We start from the raw sequence: 17,272 nt of genomic DNA, 5'->3' as shown, positions 1-17,272 counted from the left end.
GGGTTTATAACCGACAGGCTGTTGAATCACACCGCCCGAAGGCAGGCAGGCCGCAGGGGCCCGCCCGGTGAGAGCGAGGTCAGACTGCCCCGACAGGTGCCGGCTCGTCCAGACCCATGGCATGCAGACGGGCGTAATAGCCGTTCTGTGCCAACAGCTCGGTATGCGTGCCGCGCTCGACGATCTGCCCGGCGTCCATGACCAGAATCATGTCGGCCTTTTCGATGGTCGAAAGGCGGTGAGCGATGACTAGCGTGGTTCGGCCCTTCATGACGTGATCCAGGGCCGCCTGGATGTGGCGTTCGGACTCGGTGTCGAGCGCCGACGTAGCTTCGTCGAGGATCAGCAGCGGTGCGTTTTTAAGCAGTGCGCGAGCAATGGCCAGACGCTGCCGCTGACCACCGGACAGCAGCACGCCGTTTTCGCCCACCTGAGTATCGAACCCCTGCGGCAACTGGTCGATGAACTCTTTGGCATAGGCATCGGCGGCGGCCGCTTCGATGTCGGCACGTGGAGCACCTGCCAGATCGCCATAGGCAATGTTGTTGGCGATCGTGTCGTTGAACAGCGTGACGTTCTGGTTGACCTGGGCGATGTGCCTGCGCAGGTTGCGCAGGCGGTAATCATTGACTTCAACGCCATCGAGCAGGATGTTGCCCATCTCGTGCCCGTAAAAACGCGGTATCAGATTGGCCAGGGTCGATTTACCGCTGCCGGAACGGCCTACCAGCGCAATCATCTGCCCAGGCGCTGCGGAGAAACTGATGTCGTTCAACACCTGACGCTCGGTCTGCGGGTAGAAGAAGCTGAGGTTCTTCACCTCCAGGTGGCCGGCCACGCGATCACGCTCGATCGTGCCGGTGTCGACTTCTTCTTCCACGTCCAGTTGTTCGAAGATGCTCTCGGCCCCAGCGACGCCTTTCTGGATCGTCGAACTGACTTCCGACAGCTGGCGAATCGGCTTGGGCAGCAGACCGGCAGCAGTGATATAGGCAACCAGATCGCCCGCGGTAGCATCGCCTCGCAGGAACAGCACCAGAAACATCAGCACTGCCATGGCGCTGTAGATCACCAGTTGCAGCATCGGCGTATAGATGGCACCGGTTTTGGTCATGCGCAGTTGTTTGCGCGTGTTGCTGTCACTGGCCTGAGCGAAGCGGTTCTGTTCGTAGGACTCGCCACCGAAGCTGCGTACCACGCGATAGCCCTGAATGGTTTCCGAGGCAACGTGCGTAACATCGCCCATCGCTACCTGAATCTTCTTGCTCTGCTTGCGGAATTTCTTGCTTGCACTGCCGACCATGACGGCAATCAGCGGCAGGATGGCGAGCATGACCAGAGTCAGCTTCCAGTTCATCATCAACAGGTAGATGAACAGGAACACCACGGTCAGCCCTTCACGAATCACCACTTTGATGGCATCGGTGGCGGCACCGGTGACCATCGTGACGTTGAACGTGATACGCGAAATCAGGTGGCCGGAGTTGGTCGTATCGAAGTAACGATTGGGCAGTACCAGCAACTTGTTGAACAGCTCCACCCGCAGGTCATGGACCAACCCGAGAGACACCTTGGCCAGGAAGTAGTTACCCAGGAAAGAGCCAAGCCCCTGCCATGCGGCGATCAGAACGATCAGCAACGGCACTGCCTGCAACAGTTGCAGCTCACGCAGATAAGGCACATTGGGGAACAGCACGGCTTCAGGGTTGGTCAGGCCATCGACGAAGTATTTCAGGATGCCGGCAAGCATCGGCTGGGTCGAGGCGAAGATCACGAAACCAATGATGCTGAGCAGGAAGATGCCCACATACGGACGCACATAAGACAACAGACGGAAATAGATTTTCACGCTGGAAGTCGAGGACGATTCGGAGGTTGTCATGAGAATCCGTCGTATTAAAAAGAGGCCGAATTGTATCACAGCGGTTTTCGCGGCTGCCTGCTGCGGTAACATAGGCGGCTCGTCCATTCCCTGAGGTTTCTGATTGCTGCTTGAAACCGGCAAAGCAGGCTTCTGTATGACGACCAGTAGCCCTTGGGGCGTAAAAACCGGAGTATCGATGCAAGCGCTTGACCACGCCCATTACCTTGATCTGGTTCAAGGTGCCGAAGTGCTTGAAGCCGATGGCACGGGCGACAAAGTACTACGTCTGCGTGACGGCTCCATGTTGAAATTGTTTCGACGCAAACGCCTTGTCAGCTCGGCAGCCTGGTATCCCTATGCCCAACGCTTCGCAGACAACTGTGAAACGCTGATCAAACGCGGCATTCCCTGCCCGCGCATACGCTCGGTAAGCCGCATCGCCGAAATCGAGCGCGATGCAGTGCATTATGATCCGCTGGCAGGCTTCACCCTGCGCCAGCTATTGGGCAGTGCGGTGGCCGACGACAAGCTGCGCAGGCAACTGGGAAGCTTCATTGCCCACCTGCATGAAAAGGGCATCTACTTTCGCTCGGCCCATCTGGGCAACGTTATCCTCACACCGGAAGGCACCCTTGGCCTGATCGACATTGCCGACATGAAAACCTATCGCCGCGCATTGCGTAAAAGCCTGCGCTTGCGCAACTTCAAGCACATGTTGCGCTATCAGGAGGATCGCCAATGGCTGCTGGATAACGGCAACCCGGCGTTTCTGGATGGCTACATGAGCGCTCAGAGCCTGTGCGACACCAGCGAACTGGTCCAGGCTATTCAGTAACGCTTTCACTAAAAGAATGGCCGCTTTCGAAGCGGCCATTTTTTATCTTACTGCTGCTGCCTGAGCCGATGCGCCTGCACAATACGGCCCAGCACCATCGTTGCCGGTAACAATACCAGCACCCAAAGCTCATCCGGGTTACCGACCAGCTGGCCACCGTCAAAGTTGAGCATCAACAGCGCACAGGCCAGGTAAAGGCCCCAGGCATCACCGTTGCGCAAGGTGTTCCACAGCGTCATCGCCATCACGACCAGAAACATCACCAGCGAAGCCGCGCCGGTGTACAGCCCCAGCGACACGAAAATGTTGTGTGGATGCTGGATGGGCATACCGCCCGTTAGAGTCTGGGTGGTATAAAAATCGACACCACAACCCAGCACCCAGCCGCAGCGACGCCATTCACCGGTCATGATTTCAAACAGCTCGACGCGATAGGAGTCGCCTCTGACCATCAGCAGAGCGACCCACTGCTCATCTTTCACAAGCCAGAAGCCTATGGCAGCCACAACGCCTGTCACCACCAAGGCCACTGCTGTGCGCAGCGGAAAGCGGTAAAGCGAATACGCTGCGCAGATGGCAAACAGGAAGGCTGCGCCCACCAGCGCGGTGCGGGTCTGGACGACGAAAGCCGTTAACACCAGAGTAACGAGAACTGCAGACACCGCTTCAATCCAGCGCCGCTCTCTGGCCCATAGCGGCAGTGCCAGGGCAAGGCTGCAAACCAGCCATGCGCTGGTGTAGATCACATTCTCCATACGCCCCGGAAGAATGGCCACACGCTGACCGAACTCAAATTTCCCGGTTCCCCAGCTGTAAATGCTGCTGAGCAGAATGTACAGGCAGATGGCCCAGAACATGCCGCGCACGAACAAACCGCGCCGGAAGAAACCGTTTTCCGTAATACCGGCCACGACAAAGACAAACAGGCTGACGTAGACAATATGCTTGTAATACTGGAACTCCTGCGCTTGCAGCGCCGGCACCAGAAAACACGCCATGAATACAGCCCAGGCTATGCCCAGCGGCTCTGCAAACACCCCGGCGCTGCGGTACTTGATCAAGAAGAACAAGCCCGGCAAGGCGGTGAATGCGTAAAACAGATTGTTGGTGATCTTGGCTGACGGGTTAAGAATGAAACTCAGCAGGAAGACAACAATCGCTACGGTGAAATACGTCTGTACTTTGTTGCTGGGGATTGTGATTCGGTCAACTGACATTATTGAGCAACCAACCTGTTACCAGACCAGCAAGCACAGCGATGATCAGCTTGACGCGATCACGACGCTTGCGACGCTGTTTGTCGAGCCGCTCCTGCGGCACCACCACATGCTCACCGAACCCGGTGTGCAATACGGCATCATTTTCCAGAATCAGAGCGTAACGGTTTTGCGACGCGAATAATTGTGAAAGTTTCTTCTCGCCACCATGCTCGGCATACGGTGCATGCTGCTGGTAATCAGCCAGGCGGCGCAGCCCGGGATTGAAGGAAAAACCCTGCCACTCCGGCTTGTGCGAGCCCAGCTTGTAAAACGGGATACCTTCGACCACTTCACGCTCGTTCAGATAAACATAGGGGCTGTGAATACGCAGATCATGATTGTAGCTGCGCAACCAGACCTGCAATGCCTGAGGGTCGTGCTTGAGCAGCGTCATTGATTCTTCGATGAAGTGCGGGCGGTAGAAATCCCAGTCATCCTCGCAATGGAAAACCCAGGATGTCTCGACCAACGAATAGGCCGCATCGACAGAGCGCATCTGCCCCAGCTTGGGACTGTTGATGATGAAACGTGTATGCGGGCGCCAGTGTTCTGGAATACAGGCCTGGACCTGAGCATCACCCGAGTCTTCGGTAATCAGCACATGGCGTATGGGCGCGGTATTGAAACGGTCGAACGTTTCCAGGGTGCGCTTCAACAAGTCGAATCGACCACAACTGGTGACGACCAGCGTAATGTCGCTGTTTTCGCTGAATACCATCATTCGTTCCCAATCATTGAATATTCATAATTCCTTACCATCCCAACCGTGACCGCAGGCGATCGAGCCAGCTCATCGCCGGCATGCTGCGCAGCGGCGAATGCATTGCGTCCACGATGGCTTTTCCAAGGGCATGGAATGTAAAGCGTTCTTCGACCAAAGTCTGCCCATTACAGGATATTTCGCTGGCCAGCACGGTGTTCTCGCGCAACTTCGCCAGCTTTTCACGAAGCTGGGGAATGTCGCGATAGAGCACGATGTTGTGCATGTCGACAAAGCCCAGCGCGCGGTTTTCTTCAGCGCCCTGATCAAAGGCCAGTAGCACGCAACCGCAGACCATGGCCTCGAAATTCTTGATCATGTACTCGCCCATGCCGACATCGGCACTGACGAAAAAGCGGATGCGGTTAAGGGTGTCGCAATACTCTTCCCCGGACTTGGTACGCGTGACGAGCAGATTCTCGACCTGCCCCAACTCATCCAGCAACGCCTTGCGGCCGCTGTAGGCCACACTGTTGGTGCTGCCCACGAACGCCAGTTCGATGTCACGCTCACGCGCCTGCAATTGCAACAGGCTCTGGTCATAGCCCTTGGGCACGAACACCGCGTCGAAGCCTTCCTGGCGCAGGCGCTCGCTGACCATGAACCCCGAGCAGATCACCCGCGCCCAAGGCAGCTTGCGATAGTGCGCACTGAACCTGCCGGTGTATTTGCAAGGAATGTAGTTCTGGTAGGCATCGTGTTCAAGGATGACCAGATTGGGAATCGTGCGGATGAACCCGACCTGACGCACTTCCTGCTTGAAGCGCAGGAAAAACACGATCCGGTCATAACGGCTGACGTCCACTTCGCGGCGGAAATAGCCACGCAGGTTGCGTTGCTCCGCGGAACTCAGCCAGCGCACATCGCATTCGCAGTGTGCCGCGATGCCGTCATAGAGACGGTCCAGAATCGCACGCTGCTCTTTCTGGACCAGAAGTAGAACTTTCATGGTTTTCCTTGCAGTACTGCGCCTGCTGAATCAGATGTCACGGCTGCGCCAGAACAACTCGTGTCGTCGCACAGCTTTGCGGAAGAATTCGTTTTCGCCTTCGGCCGGCCAGTGGCGACCGGCCAGAACGCGTTGCAACGTACGGCGCACACGGCGTTTGAACGGCATCGGCGGCAACAGGTCATGCATCATACCCAGCGCCATTGCCTTGTCGCGTTGGGCCGCAACCGATAAGTGCAGGCTGTACGGTACCAGCGGCAGACTGGCATCGAATACCGGCGGCAGGCTGATGCCACTGTAGGCATCGCCCATTGGCCAACGGTCGTTGTCGTGCAAGTGGTTGGCGTAACCGAGCACCACGTCTGGCTGCCATTCAAGACCGGCCAGCGCTTCACGCACGGCTGCCTGGGCACAGATATGGTCGGGATGCGGATCGATGGCCGGGTGCGGCATGACAATAACCTGCGGCCTGGCCTTGAGGACCAGTGCACGCAGGTCGGCGAGCAGGTTATTCCAGGTCGGCAGGCCGTCATCGCCGGGCAATGGTAGCGTATTGAACTGGCGAAACAACCGCGTATCGGTCAGATCCGCCTCACGCGAAGCGACCGGCGTATCCGGCGCGGCCTGCATGGCGGGTAACTGCAGGCAGAAATAACCCAACTGCACACACTGAGACTCAGGCACACCGCCCCAACGTGCGACGGCGATGCTGTCCCAGGCCCGCAACCGGCCTTTCATGCGCGCAGCTTCGGCGCGCTGCATGCCCATCTGGCGATAATGTTCAGCCTCGATCTCACCGGCGGTCAGCGTGACAATCCAGGCTTCCTCGGCCTGGCTGTAAAGCCCGAACGCGGCGAGCTCGGCATCGTCGGCATGCGGTGCGATGACCATGACACGCTGCTTTCGCGCATCCGCCTGACGAAACAGCCAGAGGCGCGGCGTACCAGCAAGACGACAGAAACGTCCGCGCAGTTGCAGGGCACCCGCAGCAAGCGGCTCGCCAAGCCCGTTCAGGTTCAGATAACGCACGCCGCAAACGCCACGCTCGAAGGCCTGCCGGTCACTCAAGGCCTGCCCCTGCAACTCCACCACCGGGTCGAGAAAACGTCCCAGCCAAGTGCTTTTTACTGTCAGTGCCAGTATCAATGTTTCGTCGCCGTTCAGTTGCACGGCGGGGTCGATCAGCAACGTGCCACCGTCCAGGCGGACGCTTGGTACTTCGCTGTCGGCCGGAAAACTGTACTGATAGTCGTCGGCGGGTGAATAAAACAGATGATCGGCAAACCAGGCTTCATGGGCGACCCATGCGCAAACAGCCACGAGCGGCACCAGCCACCAGAACGTCAACAAGCCGATGGCAATCAACAGCAGCAGGCCACCCAGTAACGCCAGCCGCTTGCTACGGCGATGGCGCTTGAGCAACTGTTGCTTGCGACTCAAATCTGGAACACCGGAACGGGGTTGCACCATCGGTCCTTGTACTCGCGGTCGGCACGACCAAAGGAAAAACGCAGTGATTTGCCCAAGGCGCGGGCGTTCTCCCAGGCGGACTGGGTATTGACGAAACTCAGCACGCTGCCTGGGCTGAAGTCCCGGGTTTCGGGATCGACACCGCCGTTGACGTACTCGATGCTGACCCACTGCGGCGCTTCGACGCGATACACCAGTTGAATGGCAATCGGCGCATCGTTGAGAAACACCACCGAACCGATCAGCAGTTCACGCAGCAATTCGATGACCTCGGCCTTGTGCCGGGCACCGGTGGCCTCAAAGCCCCAGCGACGCTGAAACAGATCGCAATACATACTCGCCAGCTCGGCGCTGCTGAACTCGCTGACAGGTCTTACCGTGCCGCCAGCCTCCTCCAGCAAGCGAAGTTCACGACGCTGGTTGTAACGAAATTTCTTGGACAGTTCTTCGGGCGTACGCGCCATCGCCAGCGATTCGGTCTGCGGCCTGAAGGTGCTGATGCGGCCCTCGTTGAGCGCAGACACATAGCGGGCACGATGGCGGACCGGGACCTGAATGTCATCGGCCACCGGCAAAATCAGCTCGGCGTTGCCCAGGTCGAACAGGCCTTTCTTGCCGTGACGCTTGAGTTCGTCCTTGGACAGCGCCAGCGAACGCCCCCAGGTGGCAATCGCTGCCTTTACTTCGCCGCCCTGCTCCCAGGCCAGATAACGCACAGCAATACCGGAAAACGCCGACAGGCGCGCAACGACCAGCGGATGAGTGGCTACGCTGCCACCCAACCGTTGCCATGCCTGCTCGTAAGCAGCCGCGTCGATCTGCACCCAGCCACGCTCGCGCCAGCCTTTGAATCGATTGAGCATCAGGCCCCCGCCGTCAGGCTGGAGACTTGCGGCAGCCGCCAGAAGACATCGCGCACAGCATGATCGGAAAAGCGTTCGCGCAAACGCAGCAACATGCGCTCGGCGCAGTCCTGACGCTGCTCGGCGTCAAGACCGGCCATGTGTACCAGGCCGTGCGCCAGGCTGTGAACATCACCCAGCGGGAACAGCAGACCCACGTCTTCGACCACTTCCTTCGCGCCGCCGCAGGACGTTGCAACCAATGGCACACCAGCCACCATCGCCTCCAGCAGGACCATGCCGAACGGCTCGTGGTCAGAGCTCAGGGCGAATACATCGAACGCCTTGAAGTAGCGACGGGCGTCAGGCACCTGCCCAAGAAACAGCACCTGCGGACCAATGCCCAGCTCCAGCGCAAGCGCCTTGAGGTTTTCTTCCAGGCGGCCCTTGCCGAGAATCACCAGCTGGCTGTTCTCGGGAAGATTGGGCAGAGCCTCGGCAAAACCGCGCAACAGCGTGGCCTGATCCTTGTCCGGATGCAGGCGACCGACGTTGGCGACGATCCAGGCCGATGCCGACAGCCCCAGCTCTGCGCGGGCATCTTCAGCGGAAAACTGACTGCCCTGCAGTTGCTCGACGTCGATCCGGTTGTACAACGTCTGAATGCGCTCGGCCGGCCACTTGGGCAGGCTGCTGCGCATGTCGTCGCGGACCGCATCGGAAACACCGAGCAGGCTCAGGCGCTTGCGAAACAGGTTGGCGAACAGCTTGCGACTGCGCCGGTGGTAATCGCCGAACGCATGATGCACACCGATCACCGGCAACCTCGTCGCCAACAGGGCGATGTACACCGGCTTGAAGCGGTGCGCGATGCAAAAGCTGAACGAGCGCGTCGCGGCAATTTTGCGCAGGTCACGGATGGCACCCAGCTTCAGGCCACGAATGGCGCTGGAGCTGTATTCCATGAACAGCACTTCGTCCGAACCGCAGTCAGCGACGACATCCGGATCGGCGGCACCGGTCAGAAACACCGTCGTCACCCGATAACCCTTGCCGGCGAACAGGCTGGCGTATTGCCGTGCGCAGTCCAGAAACGGCCCATCATAGCCGTGACAGAACTGCAGTACGTGACGATCAGCCGAGCGTGTCATAAGCCTCGACGCCCTCTTTTACCACCAGGATGTCTTCCATGATCAGGTACTCGAGATCCGAGCCGAAGAACATGTTCAGCGCATCGGTCGGCGAACAGATCATCGGTTCGCCACGGCGGTTGAGCGAGGTGTTCAGGGAAACGCCATTGCCGGTCAGTTCTTCCAGCGCCTTCATCATGTCGTAGTAGCGCGGGTTGTATTCGCGCTTGAGCACCTGGGCACGGGAAGTGCCGTCTTCATGGACGACTTCCGGAACACGGGTTTTCCACTCTTCCGCCACTTCGAAAGTGAAGGTCATGAACGGTGCCGGGTGATCGATCTTGATCATCTGCGGCGCGACGGTGTCGAGCATCGACGGGCAGAAAGGCCTCCAGCGCTCGCGGAACTTGATCTGATGGTTGATACGGTCGGCTACCCCGGTAACGCTCGGGCAACCGATGATCGAGCGACCACCCAGCGCACGCGGACCGAACTCCATGCGTCCCTGGAACCAGGCGACCGGGTTGCCCTTGACCATGATTTCGGCAATCCGCTGTGGCGTATTGTCGATCTGACGCCAGACCGGCTTGCTCGGGTGACGGGCACAGGCCGCGATCACGTCTTCGTTGCTGTACGCCGGGCCAAGGTAGACGTGTTCCATCTTCTCGACTGGCACACCGCGAGCGTGGGACACATAAGCCGCGGCACCGACCGCCGTACCAGCATCGCCGGACGCAGGCTGCACGAACAGTTCCTTGACTTCAGGACGGGCAATGATGCGCTGGTTGAGCTTGACGTTCAGCGCACAGCCACCGGCGAAAGCGATCTTGCCGGTCTCCTTGAGGATGTCACCCAGGTAGTGATCCATCATCTGCAACGCGAGCTTTTCGAACAGTGCCTGCATGCTCGCGGCATAGTGAATGTAGGGCTCGTCGGCTACGTCGCCAACGCGTTTCGGGCCGAGCCACTCGATCAGCTTCGGCGAGAAGTAGAAGCCCTTGCCGTTCTCTTTATAGCGACGCAGGCCAATGACATTGGCCAGCTCGGTATTGATGATCAGCTCGCCGTTCTCGAACGTGGCCAGACGCGAAAAATCATACTTGCTGGCATCGCCGTACGGTGCCATGCCCATCACCTTGAATTCGCCGTCGAGCATCTCGAAACCGAGGAATTCGGTGATAGCGCCATACAGGCCGCCCAGCGAGTCCGGATCGAAGAATTCCTTGATCTTGTGGATCTTGCCGTTTTCGCCATAGCCGAAGAAGGTCGTGGCGTACTCACCCTTGCCGTCGATGCCCATGATCGCGGTTTTCTCGGTGAAACCGGAGCAGTGGTAGGCGCTGGATGCGTGGGCCAGGTGATGCTCGACCGGCTCGATCTTGATCTTTTTCGGATCGAAGCCCAGCTGCTCGAGGCACCAGACGATCTTGTTGCGGTAGCGCTTATAGCGGCGGTTGCCCATCAGCAACGCATCAAGGGCGCGATCCGGCGCGTACCAGTAGCGCTTGGCGTAGTGCCAGCGGGCCTTGCCGAACAGGCTGATGGGGGAGAACGGAATTGCAACCACGTCGACGTCCGAAGGCTTGATGCCTGCCTGTTCCAGACAGAACTTCGCCGACTCGTAGGGCATGCGGTTCTTCGCGTGTTTGTCACGAACGAAGCGCTCTTCTTCAGCCGCTGCTATCAGCTTGCCGTCGATATAAAGCGCTGCGGAAGGATCATGGCTAAGGGCGCCGGACAGGCCAAGGATCGTCAATGCCACTAGGGTCTAGCCTCTTTAGTCTGCATGCAGGCGCATTGCGCCCGAGAAAAGGTGTGCCCCCGCACAGCGGGCTGAGGGCAGCTAAAGGGCGGGATTATAACGTAATGACCAAGGATTGGCTCGACGCGCTGAAATGTCATCGGGGATGCCCGCCGGACGGCGTAGGAAACATCTCTTTCTCAGCATCAATAACTATCTACGACCTGACGCCCGTTGCTTCTGATTAATTGAGGTCCATCGTCGCCGGCCCTAAGGCCGTCGCTCAAACCTCAGCGCCTGAAGCGCGCAATGGAACGCCTGTCATGACACAAACACTGTCCTCTTTGGCTATAACGCCTACACCACTGAAACCTGCCGATACCTGGCCTGCCGCCTCCGCCGCACTGAAAAGGCTCGATGAACTGCGCACACTTCTGGCCATCGAGCTGAAGGCCCAGCCTGGCCCGGGCGAAGCGCTGTTGACTGCGCTTGGCGGTGCCGATGTTTCTGAAAGGGAACTGGAAATATTCAGCCTGCTGCAACAGACCGATGACTACTGGACAGACCCTGGCAAAAACGCTGAAAGCCGCCGCGACCGGCTTGTACCTGCCTTGCAGCGAGCCTTGCGTGATGAAGCCAGCGTCAGGATTCACGAGCGTGATCTGGAGAGTGGCTATCTTGTCTGCCTGCCGGACTCGCCCGATCAAAGCCCGGCGCTCACTTACGCCTCGCTGCATGTGCAACTGCACGATGACGAACACGTTGAAATGGCAGGCGCGCTGGCGATATCCGAGGAACAGGGACGCACGCTGCTGATGTTACCCGGGCTCGGTATCATGGGCTTTGCCACGCAGGCACTGATGCTCGTAACCCTGGCGCGCTGGCTCAACACAGCGACGTTGCAGGATGCTCTTCTGAACACGATGGAAAGGCGTCATCAAGATCAGCTTTTCAAGATCATCCAGGACGCCGACCTTTACCTTGAGCCATTCAAGGCTGAAGACCTGCAACTACAGCCGGTCACCACCACCCCCTTCATGCATGCCCTGGATCGCCTGCTGAACAAGCAGCGCAATGACATTCGCCATGCGTGCGAACGACCTGATACTGAAGACCGGGCAACACGTCAGGCGCTGATTCAGGCAGCCATCGACATGCGCGGCCTGCTTGGCCCTGCCTACATGCTCGAACTGCGCGAACTGACCAACAGGCAACGTCAGTATCATCGAAGCATGCCGGACTGGATGAAGATTGCCAGCGAAGCCGACCTGCAGACCTATGCCTGGCACTTGCGACACTACGATGAGGCGCATGCAGCGATGCTCAGTGTACTGGGCAGCGCGGCCTCTCCAGAACATTTTGCCGAAGCACGTTTGCGCACCCGGCTGGCCGATGACCTGGGCCATGATCTGGACCCACGCGCATTGAGCATCGACACGCGGCGCACGCTGCCATCCACGAGCGAGACCTACCGCGTGACATGCTCACTGGTCGAGCTGGCACTCTATGGCCTGCACCCGGAAGACGAGAGTGCAGGCTCGGACTTTCTCGATCACACCGTTATCACTCTTGATGGCAAACCGCTTGATGCAGCCTGCTCGGCATTGAATCCAGCTTACCTTGCCGGAGTTATCGATGAGCTCGATCTGCGGGCGGAGTTTGGCGAGTTTCAACGCAAGGCTTACCAGCAAGAGCACAACCGGCAAATGCTCTGCGCACTGGCGCGAACCCGACTGACCGCGCAGGGTTGGGCGGCGAAGATGCAGGGGCATATCCAGCCCGGTGATTTCGCCATGGTCGCGGCACTGACCGGCCCGGCAGCGCGCGCATCCGATCCAGCACTGCGTGTACAACAGATCAAACTCAACAACCGCAACGTGATGGCCAGATTGCTGGTGTTTCGCAAGCAGGGTGCCGAGGGGCGTACGCAGCGGCTGATCATGGTCGCCACCGATGCACCCGGGCAGCAGTACTTCAAAGCCTTCGACACTGAAACCCAACTGCTGCACGAGGTGGTCGGCTGGACTGCTTCGCCATCAATGGTCAACTACCTGCTCGATCAGGTGGAAGTGGATGCCCGTGCGGCACTGGCAGAGCAACTGACGGCACTGGCGCTCAAACCCCAGCCTTCGAAAGACTTCATTCAGTTTATTGATCATGCGGACTGCGAGTCGGCCTTGCGCCGCTTTACCGACGAACAGACCCGCATATTGCTTTCCGAACAGGCCAGGCATACGCCGGACTGGTACCTGCGCGCCAGTCGCGCCCAGCGCCGGGAACTGCTGGCCCTTGAACAGGCCATTGGCGGAGCGCTCGACAACTATCAGGCGCAGCCACACACCGGAGTCAAGCCATTCAAGGATTACGTACACCAACGTGCCAGCCAGCAAATCGGCAAGCTGCTTAACGTACCAGCCGGCACGGTAGACCCCGACCTGATCGTAATTACCACCGAGCGCGAAACACTGACCTACACCGACATGCTGCTCAATGGCTATGACGACAGCATTGACCCCTTGCGTGCTTCCGCAGCAACCAACGCGACGTTCAGCGGCCCGGAAGGCATCGACGTGAGCGCGCTGTCAGCTGCTGCCGTTGCAGGTTCGGTGCGCGGTCAGTGGCTGGCGGACGAGTACATTGCCTTGATCAGAAACACCCTGCTGAACAGCGAAAGCGAAGGCTACGCCTACCGTCGCCAGTTCAGCGTGATAATCACGCAACTGCAGATGCAGGCAGCGGCATTGCGCAGCGTGCTGAAAGGTCATATCGAAGCAGCGCACTATGCGTGGTTGAAACAATCTCTGGATAACGCCCACCTTGACGACACCGCCTCCCGCGAGCGATATCCCCTCTACCCGCTGCAAGTGCATGTGGACAAACCGTTTATCGCCTCGGGGCTGACCGGCGTCGATCAACTGGTCATTCCCAGCACGCTGCTCACCCACGTCGAAACCGTGCAGGGCTGCGTGGTGATCCTGCCGACACAGACTCGCCATGCTGCGCTGCTCTACACGCCGCAGGCGCCTGACGGTATCGAGTTTCGTCTGTTCAGCGACTTTGTGCGCTCGCTCGTTAGCGAAGGCATGATCGATTACTACAAGGATCGCTGCCGGATCAAGGCGCGTCGAACCTTGTCGTTCTTGCTCCGCGACATGCAGCAGGGCAAGGCCAACAAACCTCCGGTCATTCCCAAGGCATTCATTGCAGACTTCGCCGACACCTGTTTCAACAGGCCGCTGGAGCGCAGGTTGCGTGATGTGGAAGAGACCACCACCGGCCGCAACGACATGCTCGTCCGGCTGATCTGGGTCAGCGTCGAGATAATTGCTACCGCCTTGACCCTGCCGTTCCCACCGGCAAGCTTTGCGGTTGGCAGCCTGCTTTCATCGCATGACAGCGGGCAGGCAGTTGCCGCCTTGACTGAAGGCGACCAGCAACGCGCTGCAACATACATGCTCTCGGCACTCTTCAACGGCATCGGCGCAGGCAGCGACTTGTTGGTTGGCATTAAGGGCTTCGGCGGCGTATTGCATCAGCTTGAGCACGGTCATCAATCACCGCCGGTCCTGCGCTCGTTCCAGCGCCAGTCCTCGCTGCCGCGTTACGAGGACCTGTACCCGGTTGAACTGCAGGAGCAGGTTTTTCTGAGCGGCAAGCCCAACGCCCATGGTCACGCCGCAGTTTTCCATGCACCCCACGTCGCCTCGGCGCCCCCGATGGCAACCGGTCAGTTCGCCCTGCGAGAAGCCGCTGGTGCCTGGCAGCCGCTCCTGCCACCGCCCAACGCCGTGGCGCGCGTGCCTTCGGGGTTGCGCACCGACCTGGCAGTCGACGTTTCGCTGGATAACGTGCCACGTATCACCGACGGCCACGCGAAAGGCGTGTACGCACTCAACGGAAAAAATTACATCCGGTTGTCAGATCACACCTTTCAGGTTCAATACGATGCGCATCTGCGCTGCTGGCAGATCATCGATCCGGCCAATCCATTCGCATTCTTCGGCAAACAGCCGGTTCGCCTGAATGAACAGGGCCAGTGGCTGGTCGTCGACCGGCGCTTGCGCGGCGGCGGGCTGGACGGTCCGGGGAGCTATAGGCCACTGCCTGAAGATGCCGCCGCAGGCTCGCTCAACACGTTGATCGACTATGAGATGCCAAGCACCATGAGAGCGCATCTGGACATCGTCATCAGCAAGGAAGTCTTTGACCCGACCGGCGCAGGTCTGGAAATCTATTTCGAGACCTATTTCACGGAAATACGCCAGACCTTTACAGCGTTTCGGGAAAAGCTCTACCAGGACGCTCAGGCATTTTTTGCCCGATTTTCTCCGCCGCCCAGGCCGACACTGCCCGCTTATGGCCTGCCCGGTAGAGTCGAGACGCTGATCGAGCACATCTTCACGCACAGCAACGGGTTGGTTTTCAGCGAGGCCCCAAAGTCGGTAGCCAGCAAGCGCCTGCTCCTGCTCCTGCTCAACATGCCATTGCTGGCAGAACAGCGTGTCGAGGTCCTGTACATCGAACACCTGCTCACCGACAAACACCTGCGCAAACTGGCCAGATATCGCCAGTTGGGCAAAAAGAGTCGCTCTGGCTCTCATGAGCTCAAGTACTACCTGCACGACGTCAATCGCGGCGCCTTGAACAACTCGAGCAGCGAATACGACTACTACCACCTGATCAAGGAAGCCCACCGTCACGGCATCGAAGTGCGCCCGTTCAGCTCGTCGATAAGCTACCCGTTTTTCGGCCATTCGGTGCTGGCCGCCGCTGATGATCCGGCAGCGGCCAGCAAAATGAGCAACTTCTTCGGGCACAGGCTCATCAGCCAGGACATCGCACCCGGCTCTTCCAAACGCTGGGTCGCACTGCTCGACCAGAAACTTGCCACGACGCATGATCAGGTGCCCGGCATTGCCGAGATGCAAGGGTCGTCAGTGTGCATGTTCAGGACATACCGGCAGGACGCCCGACCCGCATAAGTGAAGGTACCGACGGGCCGCATCAAAACACGCCGACTCGCTGTGACTTCACCATCGCGTTTGCCGACCCTGCGCTGCCGGGCATTCCGCTGCCCCCCGCCACCCCTGTGGATGACATGCTGATCCGAGAACTGAGGGGCTCCGTTGCCGAGGGCGAGCATTGGGCGGGCCAGTACGGGTTTGTCCACGGCGAAAACACTACCTGGCTACGCGTACCACCCGAAGAGTGGACTGCCGACAGCCCGATGACAGCGATCCAGCAATCCTTGGCCGACGCGACCTATGAGATGCCGCTTGATACCAGAACGACGCTTCATACATTGGCGAACTTCGAAAGGAAAGGGCTCGACATGGAGTATTTTTTTGAAGACACAAAACTCGACACTGTTCGCAATACGTTCGCCCAGCGCCGCAAAAATCTCCAAAAGGACGCCGCCACGATCAGATCAGCCCAACTGCCACCTCGCCCGACATTGCCAGCCATCGAGCCACAGACGAGCACGGCGGGGCTGCTTGAAACCCTGTACCGTCACACGGAAGGCATCGTTATCGGCGAGTCGCATTTTTCTGTTTCGAGCAAAAAACTGATCATCGACAACCTGCCATTGCTGGCGCGGCAAAACGTCAAGACGCTGTACATGGAGCACCTGCTGACCGACCTGCATCAGGCGGACCTGGATCGTTTCTTCGAAACCGGCCAGATGAGCAAAACGTTGTTGCATGACCTGAAAATCCTGGACCGTGGGCATCACACCGATCCGGACAAGGTCTATAACTTCGAACAACTGATCATCAAGGCGCGGCAGTACGGCCTGGAGGTCCGCGCTATCGACTGCGCAAGCAGCTATCACCTCAAAGGCATTGCCAGGGAAGAGTCCATCACCCGCCAGCAGATGATGAATTACTTTGCGTCGCGCACAATCCGCAGGCATCAGGACGTGATGGGTTCCCACAAATGGATCGCGCTGGTTGGCAACAGCCATTCCAATACCTACCAGGGCGTTGTACCCGGTATTGCAGAACTGCAAGGAGGGATCGGTCTGCGGGTTATCGATGTGGCACCAGGGAAATCGACCGGCGTAGTACCGGATCCGGGAGAGCTTGTTACGGGAGGCATAACCAATGAACAGGTCTACATCAAGGGCGATTACCGAGTGGCTATGGAAGTGTCGCGCCCAGAGTCAGCCAGGCTCTTGAGCATTGACCAACGCCTCTTCAAGCCGGGAATGTTTCTGGTGCAACAGGGCGAAGGCGATTTGCAGACCATCGTCCATCGTGCTCGTGACACATGGATTCATCGCACACCGGTGCAGCGCAATGCCGAGGGCAAACTGTATCTGGAGCGTGTGCGTTGGCCGCGTATCCACCTCAAACCCTTCGACGACATGGGCGCGCTGGTGACGGCCCTCGAGGCGATGAACCTCACCCGCATTGCCTGAG

General features: G+C 58.8%; 9 protein-coding genes and 1 pseudogene. 2 read left to right on the top strand and 8 right to left on the bottom strand.

Annotation, left to right across the window (positions count from 1 at the left end; genetic code table 11):
* Positions 1–79: 79 nt before the first annotated feature.
* On the bottom strand, positions 80–1,882 hold the full coding sequence (msbA, locus tag ALO64_RS12215) for a lipid A export permease/ATP-binding protein MsbA (RefSeq protein ID WP_002551784.1): 1,803 nt from the start codon (positions 1,880–1,882) through the stop codon (positions 80–82).
* A gap of 178 nt (positions 1,883–2,060) precedes the next feature.
* Here msbA and ALO64_RS12210 point away from each other — a divergent pair, with 178 nt between their 5' ends.
* Positions 2,061–2,699: a BUD32 family EKC/KEOPS complex subunit gene (locus ALO64_RS12210; RefSeq protein ID WP_002551783.1), complete on the top strand. Its 639-nt coding sequence runs from the start codon at positions 2,061–2,063 to the stop codon at positions 2,697–2,699.
* A gap of 47 nt (positions 2,700–2,746) precedes the next feature.
* Here the strand turns inward: ALO64_RS12210 and ALO64_RS12205 are convergent, their stop codons facing one another.
* From ALO64_RS12205 to ALO64_RS12175, 7 genes are read right to left on the bottom strand one after another with little or no spacing between them, the layout of a single operon-like run.
* On the bottom strand, positions 2,747–3,916 hold the full coding sequence (locus tag ALO64_RS12205) for an O-antigen ligase family protein (protein WP_044343231.1): 1,170 nt from the start codon (positions 3,914–3,916) through the stop codon (positions 2,747–2,749).
* Positions 3,906–4,679 (bottom strand): glycosyltransferase family 2 protein, encoded by a 774-nt coding sequence (locus ALO64_RS12200; protein WP_005743024.1) that lies wholly within the window; start codon positions 4,677–4,679, stop codon positions 3,906–3,908. Before ALO64_RS12200 ends, ALO64_RS12205 begins: the two co-directional genes overlap by 11 nt.
* Before the next feature lie 31 nt (positions 4,680–4,710).
* The gene (locus ALO64_RS12195) at positions 4,711–5,667 is read right to left on the bottom strand and encodes a glycosyltransferase family protein (RefSeq protein ID WP_044343230.1); all 957 of its coding nucleotides are present in this window, start codon (positions 5,665–5,667) and stop codon (positions 4,711–4,713) included.
* Positions 5,668–5,697: 30 nt separating this feature from the next.
* Entirely contained in the window at positions 5,698–7,107 is a 1,410-nt protein-coding gene (locus ALO64_RS12190; protein WP_044343229.1) for a PIG-L family deacetylase, read from the bottom strand.
* The gene (locus tag ALO64_RS12185; RefSeq protein WP_002551778.1) at positions 7,104–8,000 is read right to left on the bottom strand and encodes an antimicrobial resistance protein Mig-14; all 897 of its coding nucleotides are present in this window, start codon (positions 7,998–8,000) and stop codon (positions 7,104–7,106) included. The genes ALO64_RS12190 and ALO64_RS12185 overlap by 4 nt, the downstream gene beginning before the upstream one ends.
* Positions 8,000–9,130 (bottom strand): glycosyltransferase, encoded by a 1,131-nt coding sequence (locus ALO64_RS12180; protein WP_044343228.1) that lies wholly within the window; start codon positions 9,128–9,130, stop codon positions 8,000–8,002. Before ALO64_RS12180 ends, ALO64_RS12185 begins: the two co-directional genes overlap by 1 nt.
* Positions 9,114–10,871, bottom strand: coding sequence for a carbamoyltransferase family protein (locus ALO64_RS12175; protein WP_044343227.1), 1,758 nt, complete (start codon positions 10,869–10,871; stop codon positions 9,114–9,116). The genes ALO64_RS12180 and ALO64_RS12175 overlap by 17 nt, the downstream gene beginning before the upstream one ends.
* 302 nt (positions 10,872–11,173) lie before the next feature.
* Between ALO64_RS12175 and ALO64_RS12170 the strand changes: the two are divergent.
* Positions 11,174–17,271 (top strand): annotated as a pseudogene (locus ALO64_RS12170) (dermonecrotic toxin domain-containing protein).
* The last annotated feature ends 1 nt before the right edge of the window (position 17,272 follow it).

This window comes from Pseudomonas meliae (assembly GCF_001400515.1).
Classification (GTDB): Bacteria; Pseudomonadota; Gammaproteobacteria; order Pseudomonadales; family Pseudomonadaceae; genus Aquipseudomonas; species Aquipseudomonas amygdali.
This window is presented reverse-complemented; position numbering and strand designations above follow the sequence as displayed.

Coding starts and splice junctions, on each gene's coding strand:
- msbA (WP_002551784.1), bottom strand. CDS start 1,882: ATGACAACCTCCGAATCGTCCTCGACTTCCAGCGTGAAAATCTATTTC.
- ALO64_RS12195 (WP_044343230.1), bottom strand. CDS start 5,667: ATGAAAGTTCTACTTCTGGTCCAGAAAGAGCAGCGTGCGATTCTGGAC.
- ALO64_RS12185 (WP_002551778.1), bottom strand. CDS start 8,000: ATGCTCAATCGATTCAAAGGCTGGCGCGAGCGTGGCTGGGTGCAGATC.
- ALO64_RS12210 (WP_002551783.1), top strand. CDS start 2,061: ATGCAAGCGCTTGACCACGCCCATTACCTTGATCTGGTTCAAGGTGCC.
- ALO64_RS12205 (WP_044343231.1), bottom strand. CDS start 3,916: ATGTCAGTTGACCGAATCACAATCCCCAGCAACAAAGTACAGACGTAT.
- ALO64_RS12200 (WP_005743024.1), bottom strand. CDS start 4,679: ATGATGGTATTCAGCGAAAACAGCGACATTACGCTGGTCGTCACCAGT.
- ALO64_RS12180 (WP_044343228.1), bottom strand. CDS start 9,130: ATGACACGCTCGGCTGATCGTCACGTACTGCAGTTCTGTCACGGCTAT.